15 protein-coding genes are annotated in these 12,676 nt (G+C 41.6%); 13 read left to right on the top strand and 2 right to left on the bottom strand.

Annotated elements, in window-relative coordinates; translation table 11 throughout:
• Positions 1 to 111: 111 nt before the first annotated feature.
• The gene (locus C1G53_RS10770; RefSeq protein ID WP_024403041.1) at positions 112 to 297 is read right to left on the bottom strand and encodes a hypothetical protein; all 186 of its coding nucleotides are present in this window, start codon (positions 295 to 297) and stop codon (positions 112 to 114) included.
• A 149-nt stretch (positions 298 to 446) separates the two neighbouring features.
• Between C1G53_RS10770 and C1G53_RS10765 the strand changes: the two genes are divergently transcribed.
• The 8 genes from C1G53_RS10765 to C1G53_RS10730 all read left to right on the top strand — a co-directional run bounded on the left by C1G53_RS10765 (position 447) and on the right by C1G53_RS10730 (position 7,731).
• A complete protein-coding gene (locus C1G53_RS10765; protein WP_105118654.1) occupies positions 447 to 977 on the top strand; it encodes a helix-turn-helix transcriptional regulator in 531 nt (176 codons plus the stop codon).
• A gap of 332 nt (positions 978 to 1,309) precedes the next feature.
• The gene (locus tag C1G53_RS10760) at positions 1,310 to 2,752 is read left to right on the top strand and encodes an ATP-binding protein (RefSeq protein WP_044763412.1); all 1,443 of its coding nucleotides are present in this window, start codon (positions 1,310 to 1,312) and stop codon (positions 2,750 to 2,752) included.
• A 433-nt stretch (positions 2,753 to 3,185) separates the two neighbouring features.
• On the top strand, positions 3,186 to 4,331 hold the full coding sequence (locus tag C1G53_RS10755; protein ID WP_105118676.1) for a tyrosine-type recombinase/integrase: 1,146 nt from the start codon (positions 3,186 to 3,188) through the stop codon (positions 4,329 to 4,331).
• Between the two features lie 96 nt (positions 4,332 to 4,427).
• Positions 4,428 to 4,898 (top strand): DUF3013 family protein, encoded by a 471-nt coding sequence (locus C1G53_RS10750; protein ID WP_105118653.1) that lies wholly within the window; start codon positions 4,428 to 4,430, stop codon positions 4,896 to 4,898.
• A 1-nt stretch (position 4,899) separates the two neighbouring features.
• Positions 4,900 to 5,259: a VOC family protein gene (locus C1G53_RS10745; RefSeq protein ID WP_105118652.1), complete on the top strand. Its 360-nt coding sequence runs from the start codon at positions 4,900 to 4,902 to the stop codon at positions 5,257 to 5,259.
• A 50-nt stretch (positions 5,260 to 5,309) separates the two neighbouring features.
• Positions 5,310 to 6,263 (top strand): 50S ribosomal protein L11 methyltransferase, encoded by a 954-nt coding sequence (prmA, locus tag C1G53_RS10740; protein ID WP_105118651.1) that lies wholly within the window; start codon positions 5,310 to 5,312, stop codon positions 6,261 to 6,263.
• Position 6,264: 1 nt separating this feature from the next.
• A complete protein-coding gene (locus C1G53_RS10735) occupies positions 6,265 to 7,011 on the top strand; it encodes a 16S rRNA (uracil(1498)-N(3))-methyltransferase (RefSeq protein WP_105118650.1) in 747 nt (248 codons plus the stop codon).
• A gap of 3 nt (positions 7,012 to 7,014) precedes the next feature.
• Positions 7,015 to 7,731 carry a DUF554 domain-containing protein gene (locus C1G53_RS10730; protein ID WP_105118649.1) on the top strand — a complete coding sequence of 239 codons (717 nt, stop codon included), beginning with the start codon at positions 7,015 to 7,017 and terminating at the stop codon, positions 7,729 to 7,731.
• Positions 7,732 to 8,057: 326 nt separating this feature from the next.
• Here the strand turns inward: C1G53_RS10730 and C1G53_RS10720 are convergent, their stop codons facing one another.
• Positions 8,058 to 8,600 (bottom strand): GNAT family N-acetyltransferase, encoded by a 543-nt coding sequence (locus tag C1G53_RS10720; protein ID WP_105118648.1) that lies wholly within the window; start codon positions 8,598 to 8,600, stop codon positions 8,058 to 8,060.
• Positions 8,601 to 8,708: 108 nt separating this feature from the next.
• Here C1G53_RS10720 and C1G53_RS10715 point away from each other — a divergent pair, with 108 nt between their 5' ends.
• The 5 genes from C1G53_RS10715 to C1G53_RS10695 all read left to right on the top strand — a co-directional run bounded on the left by C1G53_RS10715 (position 8,709) and on the right by C1G53_RS10695 (position 12,264).
• Complete coding sequence (locus C1G53_RS10715) at positions 8,709 to 10,910, top strand: RelA/SpoT family protein (protein WP_105118647.1); 2,202 nt, start codon at positions 8,709 to 8,711, stop codon at positions 10,908 to 10,910.
• 1 nt (position 10,911) lies between these two features.
• Positions 10,912 to 11,355, top strand: a complete 444-nt coding sequence (dtd, locus tag C1G53_RS10710; RefSeq protein WP_105118646.1) for a D-aminoacyl-tRNA deacylase — start codon at positions 10,912 to 10,914, stop codon at positions 11,353 to 11,355.
• 61 nt (positions 11,356 to 11,416) lie between these two features.
• Positions 11,417 to 11,602 (top strand): hypothetical protein, encoded by a 186-nt coding sequence (locus C1G53_RS10705; RefSeq protein WP_024379357.1) that lies wholly within the window; start codon positions 11,417 to 11,419, stop codon positions 11,600 to 11,602.
• A gap of 111 nt (positions 11,603 to 11,713) precedes the next feature.
• Complete coding sequence (locus tag C1G53_RS10700) at positions 11,714 to 11,857, top strand: putative holin-like toxin (protein WP_024416971.1); 144 nt, start codon at positions 11,714 to 11,716, stop codon at positions 11,855 to 11,857.
• A 155-nt stretch (positions 11,858 to 12,012) separates the two neighbouring features.
• A complete protein-coding gene (locus C1G53_RS10695) occupies positions 12,013 to 12,264 on the top strand; it encodes a GHKL domain-containing protein (protein ID WP_238139141.1) in 252 nt (83 codons plus the stop codon).
• The last annotated feature ends 412 nt before the right edge of the window (positions 12,265 to 12,676 follow it).

The following is a 12,676-nucleotide window of genomic DNA, read 5'->3' as shown; positions in this document are numbered from 1 at the left end:
AATAAGGGGAAAAAGCAACAAGCCTCTTGATACTGCCATAGGTAGCAAGTAAAAGCTTTTGGCTATAAATAATGACTTATTTAGGGATTACCAAATTAGGTAACATCTAGATTAGTAGTCTTCTACTAGCCATTCCATAACTTTTTGGTAGATACTCTTTTTTACTTCACCACCATTGATAACCTTACGATAAGTAATCGGATTGATACCAATTTGCTTTGAAGCAATCTGGTTAGTCAGCATTAAATCAGCCTGTTTTCTACGGATTGCTTTTGCTTGGTTTGAGGTAATAAGCATTTTTCTTTCCTCCTTCCTTTTGTTATGTTTGTAAAGTTTTTCTTTACTTGATGATATTTTATAAAAAATAACTTTACTTGTCAATGGGAAATATAAAAAAACTTTACAAAAGAAAAATATCCAGTTATAATCATGTTGAGGTAATAACAATGAGAGATACTATAGAAAATAGGCTTAGAGACTTAAGACAAGAAAAAAAGCTAACTCAGGATGAATTAGCTTTTGAATTAAATAAGAATTTGAAAAAAGGCGAGAAGCTTGTTTCAAAGATGACAATTTCTAATTGGGAAAACAATAAACACGCTATCAAACCAGATAAAGCTCAAAAATTAGCAGAGTATTTTGGTGTCCCTGTTGGATATTTGTTGGGCTATAGCGAGGAAAAAAACCTAATCTATGACGGGCTAGATGAAGTAGCTAAGCTTAAAGGTATTAGTGAAAGTCAACTCTTAAAAATGAAATTAAAAATTGCAACTGGCCCTCTCGATATGCTGGTGGAAGAACGAGATAATTTTTTTGAGTATGCCGAATATCTTAATGATTTGGCATTTAAGTTAATAGATATTGGAGCTATAACCGCAGAAGATTTTATGAAGTTAGGAAAGGTGCAGTCTTTACTTTATACAACCGTTGATATTGTTCCGGAAATTCGTCAAAAAATTAAAGTATTAGTTGATTAATTACTCATTTCTATGAAAATACATGAACAGAGCGGATAAAGGACATGCCTAAAATTTCTGATTGTATAGATTACTCTAAGATAGAGCTATCTTGAGAATATCACTTTGAAAGTTGTCTAGACAAGTATAGGTAGCGATGCAACAGGACTATCAGACAAGAAACATTGTGAGCATTTCAGCCATTTTGATAAGAAACAGAATTATGATTAGGAACAATTATTGTCAAAAACGCTATTTTGTCAATAATTAAAAAAGAAACAGGAGGAATTATTGACAAAAGTGGTCTTTTGTTAAAATGAGTTTTCTTGAAATAAACAATAGAAAGGGAAAGTATGGAAAAAATATTAGATATTAATTATTTAAAATCTGCGTCTGAAGGACAATACTTTGACCGTAAAAGTGCTCGTATTCAACCCAAAGATATTTTAAGGCATCTCATTGCATTTGCTAATGCTGAAGGCGGTCACCTTGTTGTCGGTATAGAAGACGATGGAGAGGTTACAGGTTTCTCTCGTTCAGGAGCCAAACCTATAGAAGAGTTTCAAAGCGTCCCATATCAACTCAGACAAACTCCTATATCATTTTCAGATAGAGTTATTCAGGTTATAAACTCTAAAGGTGAGGAAGATTATGTTTTACTGATTTCAGTAAATCCTTCAGTTGACCGTGTTATTGTATCTACCAATGATGAGGTTTTCCTCAGACAAGCAGATAAATCTGTTCCTTTAAGTCATGAGCAACGCCTTCAACTCACGTATGATAAAGGGCAACGATACTTTGAAGATGAGATAGCAGAAGGGGCAACGATTGATGATATAGACCTTGACTTAATCCAAAGTTATAAAGATAAAATCGGATTGCCAAATATTTCTACCGAGCAAGTTCTAAGAAGTCGAGGGCTTCTTCAGGGGGGTAAATTAACAAATGCTGCAATTCTTCTTTTTGGTGAGAATCCTTCAGCATTTCTCCCACAAGCTCGCTTACGTGTCCTGAAATATGATAATAATGAGGCGATGGTTGGACGTTCTTTTAACCTTATAAAAGAAAAAACATTTGACCAAGCTATCCCTAAAATAATTACGGAAAGTCGAGACTACATTAAAGACCAGTTACGTGATTTCCAATACTTATCTCATAATGGTACTTTTGAAACAATGCCAGAATATCCTGAATTTGCTTGGTTTGAGGGAATTGTTAATGCCCTTACTCATAGAAACTATTCTATACGTGGTCAGCATATCACTGTAACAATTTTCGACGACCACTTAGAAATTAAAAGTCCAGGCGTGCTTCCAAATATTGTGACAATTGAAAACATACTTAATGAACGATTTTCTAGAAATCCTAAAATAGCTAGGATACTTGCAGAGTTTGGTTGGGTGAAAGAAATGAACGAGGGCGTTAAGCGTATCTATACAGAAATGGCTTCGTTCTTCCTAAATAAACCACAGTATTCAGAACCTAATAAATCTAGCGTTTTACTTTTACTAGAAAATAATATCCTTAATAGACAGGTTCGAATCACTGACAAAATAAGAAATCAAATATCTTCAGAAAAATTTGCTGACTTGACAGAACATGAGAAACATATCTTACATTTAGCACATAACTCTGGCAAAATTACTTCAGTAGAAGTAGCTAGTTTTATTGGGAAAAGTAGACCATATGCTACATCATTGTTGAAAAAATTAACTAATGAAGGATTACTTACCTGGCATGGTGCAAGCCCTAAAGACCCTACCCAATATTACAGCTTCAATCATAGTTTTGAGTAGTTTTGAGTAGTTTTAAGTAGTTTTAAGTAGTTTTAAGTAGTTTTAAGTAGTTTTAAGTAGTTTTGAGTAGTTTTGAGTAGTTTTAAGTAGTTTTAAGTAGTTTTAAGTAGTTTTGAGTAGTTTTAAGTAACAAGTACCAGTATAAAAAATAAGCACCCCTAGCATTCACTTATATATTTTTGACATTTTATAGAAATGCTGATATTATATTTTAAAGTGTAAGACCGATTGAGTTCGGTGCCCTATGAATTATGCGTGCATAATTAAGGGAATTCTTTAAAAAACAGGGTCAGCTAGATTACTAGTTGGCTCTATTTTTGTTTTACAGACCTTGGAAAAGTAATTTACCTAGACTATTAACAATCTTGTTGCATGATATAAACCTAAATCCCTTTTAATCGCTTGCCTGCTGATGATAGAAAGGTTTATGATCATGAAAATTACTGAAGCAATAAAAAAAGACGGTAGCATTGTTTACCGTGCCAATGTCTATCTGGGGGTAGATGTCATTACTGGCAAAAAGGTAAAAACCAGCGTGACGGGTAGGACAAAGAAAGAGGTGAAGCAGAAAGCAAAATATGCACCTATTGAGTTTGTCAAAAATGGGTCAACCGTCAAAAAGAAAGTAGAGGTAAAAACCTATCAAGAATTGGCTGAGTTATGGTTAGACAATTATAGATTAACAGTAAAGCCCCAAAGTTTTCTACTGACAAAAAGAATTGTCCATAATCATCTGATATCAGAATTTGGGTCTATGAAGCTTGATAAGATAACTCTGCCCCAAATACAAAGACATCTCAATAAACTCTCAGCAACTTTTGTTCATTTTGGCAACGTCCATTCTTTAAATCGTAGGATTTTGCAGTATGGTGTATCACTCCAGCTCTTGCCTTTCAATCCAGCTAGAGAAGTCATCATGCCAAAGGCTCAAAAGCGTGAAGACAAGGCTATTAAATTTATAGCACCCGAACACATAAAGAAGTTCATGAGTCATATGGAAAAAAGGTCTGTTGATGGCTATGTTTATTATTTTGACTTTGTTTTATATAGCTTATTACTGGCAACTGGTTGTCGTTTTGGTGAAGCGGTAGCTTTAGAATGGTCTGACATTGATCTGGAAAATGGTACCGTTAGCATAAATAAGAATTACAGTAAATTCGTTGACCTGGTAGGCACTCCAAAGAGTAAAGCAGGTATCAGAGTAATCAGCATTGATAAAAAGACTTGCAATATGTTACGGCTATACAAGAATAGGCAAAGATTGTTATATCTTGAAATCGGAGAGAGTGCTCCGCTTGTGGTATTTGCAACGCCTACAAGGGAATACCAAGACATGACAATAAGGCAGGGTGCTCTGACTAGGCGATTGAAAGAATGTGGTTGCCCTCGCTTTACCTTTCATGCTTTCCGTCATACTCACGCTAGTTTACTGCTGAATGCGGGTATCAGTTATAAAGAATTACAATATCGCTTGGGTCATGCAACTCTAGCCATGACTATGGACAAATACAGTCACCTATCCAAAGACAAAGAAAAAGAGGCTGTTTTATATTACGAAAAAGCCATCAATAATCTCTAGGGTGAACATAAGGGTGAACAAATTACTAAATCAACTCATTGCAAGGTGCTAGAAACCTTATTAAATCAACGTTTATAGACAATAAAGGAGAGAAACATGGCAAAACATGGCTTTTTAGATGTGCTGGAAGCAGCACTGGACAAACATTTTACCTATGATTACGAGCTCAACTGGGACAAGAAAAACCATGCTGTTGAGTTGGCTTTTATCTTGGAAGCACAAAATACGGCTGGGATAGAAACGGTGGACGACGAAGGCAATGCCTCTGCGGAGGATATTTTCTTGGAGGAGTATGTTCTTTTCTACAACCAGGACAAGTCCCGCTTTGACGAGGAAGACTACCTGGTCGCTCTGCCATTTGACGCCAAGAAGGGCTTTTCAGCAGAGTTTCTGACCTACTTCGCAGGTTTTCTCAAGGACACTGCCGACCAAGGTTTAGATGACCTCATGGACTTTTTGGCGGATCCAGAGGCCCAAGAATTTGCGATTGCTTGGGATAGCGGGGCTTTTGAAAAAGGCAGAGCAGACTTGGTGGAAGGGGAATTTTACCCATATCCGAGGTATTGAGATGGTATATGAAATTGGAAATATTGCTCCGCTGCTACTTGTCTCAGAACTGAATCGATCACGAGTTTTTTACGAAAATCTACTACAATTGACAGTTGTTTACGAATCGTTCGAGCAAGGTCTTGTCTGTTATGCTTTTGGCTCCAATAATACCATTATTTTACGGATTCGTCAGGGAACAAAGGAAGAACTGGAGAAAATGGCTGCACCACTTGGTCAAGGGGCTGAATTTGTTTTAAATGTTGGACGTGGTTATCAATATGCCATAGGGCCTTTTGAAAAGGCCAGCTATCCTTATAGTTGGAATGGTTGTGTCGTAGCGTTTGACCCAGATGGATATAAGTGGAGTTTAGTAGGATGAAATTCAAAAAAATAATAGATTGATTCGTAGTAAGAAAGGTTAAAACAAATATGAACTCATGGCAAGAATTAACGATTCACGTGCATCGTGATGCAGAAGAAGCAGTTTCGAATCTCATGATTGAAACGGGCAGTCAGGGAGTGGCCATTAGCGACTCGGCTGACTATGTGGGACAGGAGGACCGTTTCGGCGAACTCTATCCCGAGGTGGAGCAGTCAGATATGATTGCCATTACGGCCTACTATCCTGACACTTTGGATATTGAGGAAATCAAGGCAGATTTGGCGACTCGCTTGGCGGATTTGACAGGCTTTGGCTTAGAAACAGGTCAGATTAGTTTAGAAAGTCAGGAATTGGCAGAGGAAGACTGGGCGGACAACTGGAAGAAGTACTATGAGCCAGCCCGTATTACCCACGATTTGACCATTGTACCGTCTTGGACCGACTACGAGGCGATTGCTGGTGAGAAGATTATCCGCTTAGATCCAGGTATGGCTTTCGGTACAGGAACTCACCCGACCACTAAGATGAGCCTCTTTGCTCTTTCTCAGGTCCTGCGTGGTGGAGAAACGGTCATCGACGTCGGAACAGGCTCAGGTGTCCTTTCCATTGCTAGCTCCCTCCTAGGTGCCAAGGAGATTTACGCCTATGACTTGGATGAGGTGGCGGTGCGTGTAGCTCAGGAAAATATTGACCTTAACGCCAATACTAGCAATATTCATGTCGCAGCGGGCGATTTGCTTCGTGGCGTTGATATTAAAGCAGAAGTCATCGTTGCCAACATCTTGGCGGATATTCTCATCCATCTGACCGAGGATGCCTACCGTCTGGTCAAGGACGAGGGCTACCTGATTATGAGCGGTATCATCGCGGACAAGTGGGATATGGTGCGAGCATCTGCGGAGGCGGCTGGTTTCTTCCTTGAGACTCACATGATGCAGGGCGAGTGGAATTGCTGTGTCTTTAAGAAGACGGCTGACCGCTCAGGTGTGATTGGAGGCTAGGATGCAGCAGTATTTTGTCAATGGCAGAGCACCGCAGGGCATTTTCCAGATAAGCGATAAGGACACTGCCAAGCATATGTTTTCTGTCATGCGCTTGCAGGCAGATGATCAGATTGTCCTGGTCTTTGACGATGGGATTAAACGCTTGGCGCGTGTAGTGGACAGCCAGAACCAATCTGTTGAAATCATCGAAGAACTGGTAGATAATGTTGAATTACCCGTTTCCGTTACCATTGCCATGGGCTTTCCCAAGGGAGATAAGCTCGAATTTGTCGCCCAAAAGGCAACGGAATTAGGCATGACAGCCCTCTGGGCCTTTCCAGCTGACTGGTCTGTGGTCAAATGGGACGGTAAAAAACTGGCCAAAAAAGCAGAAAAGTTAGAAAAAATTGCCCAAGGCGCAGCCGAGCAGAGCAAACGCAATCGCATTCCCGCTGTTCGCTTGTTTGAGAAAAAATCGGATTTCCTAGCTCAACTGGCAGGCTTTGACCAGATTATCCTAGCCTACGAAGAGGCCGCAAAAGAAGGCGAACAAGCCAATTTAGTGAAAATCTTGTCTGGCTTAGAAATCGGCCAATCAGTCCTTGTCATCGTCGGTCCAGAAGGTGGCGTGTCGCCTGAGGAAGTAGCCGCATTTGAAGGAGCAGGAGCGGTCAAGACTGGTCTAGGACCTCGCATCCTCCGAGCCGAAACGGCTCCCCTCTATGCACTTTCTGCTATTAGCTACGCAACGGAATTGTTGAGGTAGTCTATGTTCGCATTAGGAACCATTATCAATACAGTGGCCATTGCCCTAGCAGGTGTGCTAGGGTCTTGGTTTGGTCACTTGCTGGAAGAACGCCATCAATCAGGTTTAACGGTGGCGAGCGGGCTAGCTGTCTTATTTCTAGGAATCTCAGGTAGTTTAGAAGGACTGCTGACAGTAGTTGATGGTCAACTCAAAAGTCAAAATAGCATGCTTTTGGTCCTTAGTCTGTCCTTGGGGACCTTGATTGGGGAAGTACTCCATATCGAAGGCTGGTTTGAAAGGCTGGGTGTTTGGCTCCGTGAAAAATCAGGAAACAGTCAAGATGGGCGATTCTTAGATGCTTTCCTGACAGCTTCTTTGACCGTTTGTATCGGTGCTATGGCCATACTAGGAGCCATCCAAGATGGATTGACGGGTGATTATCGCTTGTTGGCCGTTAAGAGTATTTTGGACTTTATTATCATTTTGATTATGACCTCGAGTTTGGGCAAGGGAGCAGGCTTTTCAGCAGTGCCAGTCTTTCTCTTTCAAGGGTTTATTACCCTCTTGGCACGCTTGATTGAGCCTCTGATGACGGATCAGGCCCTGGCCAATCTCTCCTTTATCGGCTCCGCCCTCATCTTCTGTGTCGGGGTTAATATTGTTTGGGAGCGAAAAATTCGCGTGGCCAACATGTTGCCAGCTATTCTCATTGCGGTGATTTGGAGCTATTTTGCATAAGAGGGAGTGAGAAAGAACTCATCTAACTGAAAAAAGAGTTCACCTCACTTCCAACATGTAGGCTCGGGCTAAAATAGTCCACTGGACTATTTTACTCCCACCCCCGCATAGCTCCGACAGTCAGAGTAGTGACTGTCGGAGGTTGGAAATAAGGCGAACTCTGTTCGCAACAGTCGTAAAGGTCAGATTTGGAGTGTAATACACGAGTTGCTGAGATTTGCTTCGCAAATCTTATCTCCAACCTTTAACAGTCCACTGGACTGTTAAACCCAATCAACCACTGCGCTGAGATGTTGACACGAACTCTGAGAAGCGTTGCTGAGCCTTTACTGTCTTCGTTCAAACTGCAAGAGGATGACTTGCCCCAAGCCCTTCCAAACCTCCTCGACTTGCCCGACCTGTTGAAAGTCATTTTTCAAGAGCACTTGCTGAGAAGCTTGATTTTCTGGCAGGACAAAGGCGGCGATTATTTTTATTGAACATTCTTTTAGTAGGAAATGGCAGAGCAGGCTGACCGCTTGGCTGGCCAGACCACGATTCCAGAAGGCATGGTGAAGCCGATAGCCAATGGTCACCGACGCAGATCGTTTCTTGTAGTCAAAGACTTCCAAAACGCCAATCAATTTCCCTTGGTGCTCCAACCCCAAGAACAAACGTTTTTTCTTATCAAAATCCCTCTGGAAATGCCCAATGCGTTTGCGGAGAGTTTCTTTGTTTTGCGTGGAAGTATTGGGGGTCATCTGAAAGTGAATGGGATTGGAGTAGATTTCCCAAAGGTCATCGAGGTCTGACTCATAGATAGCACGTAATCGAAACGCTGAATGTTCAATAAATGGAATAGTGTCGAATAGTTTAGGGCTGATGTTCATGGATGTAGTATACTGGAAAAGCCAGACTTTAGCAAACTCTTACCGCTTCCCTTTTTCTTTTTCAGTGAAAATGGTAAAATAATAGGAAATAGTTAGGGAGAGAAGTAAATGAAGGAAATTAATTTTACAGGAGAAGAGGTTGTTGGGCTAACAGCCACCTACCTTCCGGCCGAAGATGTTGCTTTTGTTCAGAAGGCCTTGGATTTTGCGACAGAGGCCCATAAGCCTCAATTTCGTAAATCAGGTGAACCCTATATTGTCCACCCTATCCAAGTAGCAGGGATTTTGGCAGGGCTCAAGCTAGATGCGGTAACCGTAGCTTGCGGTTTCTTGCATGATGTGGTAGAAGACACTGAGGTAACTCTGGATGAAATGGAAGCGGAATTTGGTCCAGAGGTTCGCCATATTGTCGGTGGTGTGACCAAACTGGGTAAGGTCGAGTACAAGTCACATGAGGAGCAACTAGCTGAAAACCACCGTAATATGCTGATTGCCATGTCCCAAGACATGCGGGTTATTCTGGTTAAACTGGCAGACCGTCTTCACAACATGCGGACCCTCAAGCATTTGCGCAAGGACAAACAAGAACGGATTTCGCGTGAAACGATGGAAATCTATGCGCCGCTTGCCCACCGCCTGGGTATTTCTTCTATCAAGTGGGAATTGGAAGACATGTCTTTCCGTTACCTCAATGAAGTTGAGTTCTACAAGATTACTCGAATGATGAGGGAGAAACGACGTGAACGGGAAGATTTGGTCAATGAAGTCGTTGACAAGTTGAGGGAATACACAGAGGAGCGTCATCTTCACGGTCAAATCTATGGTCGTCCCAAGCATATCTACTCTATCTATCGGAAGATGCACGATAAGAAAAAACGCTTCGACCAGCTCTATGATCTGACAGCAATCCGTTGCTTGATGGATACTCCAAGCGATGTCTATGCCATGCTAGGCTACATCCATGAACTCTGGAAGCCAATGCCAGGTCGTTTTAAGGACTATATTGCCAGTCCAAAGGCAAATGGGTACCAGTCCATCCATACGACGGTCTATGGGCCAAAAGGTCCAATCGAGTTCCAGATTCGGACGGTGGAAATGCATCAGGTAGCAGAGTACGGGGTGGCGGCTCACTGGGCCTACAAGCGTGGTGGCAAGGCAACTGCTTCTGAAAAAGAGCTGCGTTGGATCAACAACCTGATTGAACTTCAAGAAGGGGCAGGAGATGCCCAATCCTTCGTTGATTCGGTCAAAGAGGACATCTTCACCGAGCGGATTTACGTCTTTACGCCAGATGGTGCGGTGCGTGAGTTGCCAAAGGATTCTGTACCGATTGACTTCGCCTATGAAATTCATACCAAGGTCGGTGAGCGGGCGACAGGTGCCAAGGTCAACGGTCGCATGGTGCCTCTGACGACCAAGCTCAAGACAGGTGACCAGGTGGAAATTATCACTTCTGCCAACTCTTTCGGTCCAAGTCGTGACTGGGTCAATCTTGTAAAGACCCACAAGGCCCGCAACAAAATCAAGCAGTTCTTCAAGAATCAGGACAAGGAATTGTCTGTTTCTAAGGGGCGTGAGATGCTCCAGAATCTCCTCCAAGAAAACGGCTACGTTCCCAACCAATACTTGGACCGCCGCCACATGGACGAGGTCCTGCAAAAGACCAGCTATAAAACCGATGAGGCTCTCTATGCAGCGGTTGGTTTTGGTGAAGTTTCTGCCGTGTCAATTTTTAACCGTCTGACAGAGAAAGAACGTCGAGAAGCCGAGCGGGCTAAGGCCAAGGCTGTCGCGGATGAATTGGTCAACGGTGGCGAAGTCAAACATGACAACAAAGATAGTTTGAAAATCCGTCACGAAGGTGGCGTGGTCATTGAAGGGGCGTCAGGCTTGCTGATCCGGATTGCCAAATGCTGTAATCCAGTACCTGGCGATGAGATTGTCGGCTACATCACCAAGGGGCGTGGGGTTGCTGTTCACCGTGTGGACTGTATGAACCTCAAGAGCCAGGAAAACTATGATGTCCGTCTGATTGATGTCGGTTGGGAGGATGAAAATTCGACCAAGGAATACATGGCAAACATTGACATCTACGGGCTCAACCGTTCAGGTCTCCTCAACGATGTCCTCAAAGTTTTGACCAATGCCAGCAAGAATATTTCGTCAGTCAATGCCCAGCCAACCAAGGATATGAAGTTTGCGACCATCCATGTTTCCTTTGGTATTTCCAACCTGGCAACCTTGACCAGTCTGGTGGATAAGATCAAGTCGGTGCCAGAAGTTTACTCAGTGAAAAGGACCAACGGATAAGATGAAAATTGTATTACAACGTGTATCACAGGCCAGTGTGACCATCGAAGGAAGCATCCATGGGCAAATTGATCAGGGACTTTTGCTCCTAGTCGGTGTGGGGCCAGATGACAGTCAGGACGATCTAGATTATGCTGTTCGTAAAATTGTCAATATGCGGATTTTTTCAGATGAGGCAGGCAAAATGAACAAGTCTGTTCAAGATGTGGCGGGCAAGATTTTATCCATTTCCCAATTTACCCTCTTTGCGGATACCAAAAAAGGCAACCGCCCTGCCTTTACAGGAGCGGCAGCTCCTGCCCTAGCCAGCCAACTCTATGATGCCTTTAACCAAGCCCTGTCAGCCTTTGTACCGGTTGAAGTGGGCGTTTTTGGGGCGGACATGGCGGTCAGTCTAGTCAATGATGGTCCGGTGACCATTGTGTTAGATACCAAAAATCGCTAGACTACTATACATTTTTAAGGAAACTTGATATACTAATATCAAGAAAATGTGGAGGTGTCGGATGAAAAAGTTATTAACCAATCATTTCTTTTATTTAATCCTTGCTTTTGTACTAATCTTAGCGATTTATTTCAGTGATTTGGATAAACGTTGGATTATCTTAGCGAGTTTTCTCTATTTCATTCCCTCGCAGATTTTATACCGTCGTCGCCTCAAAGAGCGGCTACAAGAAGACCAGCCCAAGTAGGCTGGTTTTTTGAGTATAAATTGGACTACAATTCTTTATTAAATATGCTATAATAGTTTTTGCAGAAAAGTAAAGACGGTGGCTCTAATTTCTGAAAGGTAGGTGGTGCCTATGGGCAAATCATCAAAATCTAACAGAAGGGAGAAGCTATCTTTGTCAACCTTTGAGGTATTAACACTCATGTTTGTAGCTGGTAACTTTGTTATCGCTCTCGTGATGTTAGTGCTTGAATTGGTGAAAACGACAAAAAAATAACCGTCTATAACTTTGGTAGGTTAACGGTTATTTAATACGAATAATCTGCCACCGTCTTAAACGGTTCTGCATTGGGTAGTTGTTTCCAGCAACTACCTTTTTCTATGTTTATTATACATCGGTAGGTCTATCAAGTCAAGTTGGACATTTATCTTTTGCTGAAATATGCTATTGTATTTGCCTACTTCCAGGAAGATGACAGAAAAATTATCGTTGTAGAAAATACTACGGTTGAAGATAAGGTAGCAACAAATCATATCTTTGAGTATGGTCACTCTACAAAAGGAGATAATCGAGGAATTGGCTTGGCCAATGTAAAAGCTATTTTAGATAACTATCCTAAATTTTCTATATCAACGAACAGTAGCAATCATCGATTTGTTCAGGAGTTGGTGTTTTTGGAATAAAATTTATAGATGTAAGTCCAGTCGAAAGGCTGGATTTTTTGCATCTTCTCGAAAAAATGGTCATTCATTACAAAATATCGACAGTTCATGACATGGATGAAAAAATAGGTCTGAGTTGGCATATACTGAATGTGTAAAAAATAGGAACAAGGAGAAATGAGATGACAGTGAAAAAGAAAATTGCTATGACAGAAGAACAATTGCTACATGTCGCTATGATAGTCTATACCTTGTATGTGCTGTACTTACTTATCACCAAGAATTTTGTACCACGCTTCATAACTCCCTATGGACTGTATCTATTTGTTCTCGTTGAAGAAAAATTAGAGAAATTTTGCAAAAAACTATATCACAACTTAATGAATTGATAGTGCAGGTTTTATTGTTAACCTTAGTCATACAAGTCCCCTTC

This window comes from Streptococcus suis, from assembly GCF_002960445.1.
Lineage (GTDB): Bacteria > Bacillota > Bacilli > Lactobacillales > Streptococcaceae > Streptococcus > Streptococcus hyiners.
This window is presented reverse-complemented; position numbering and strand designations above follow the sequence as displayed.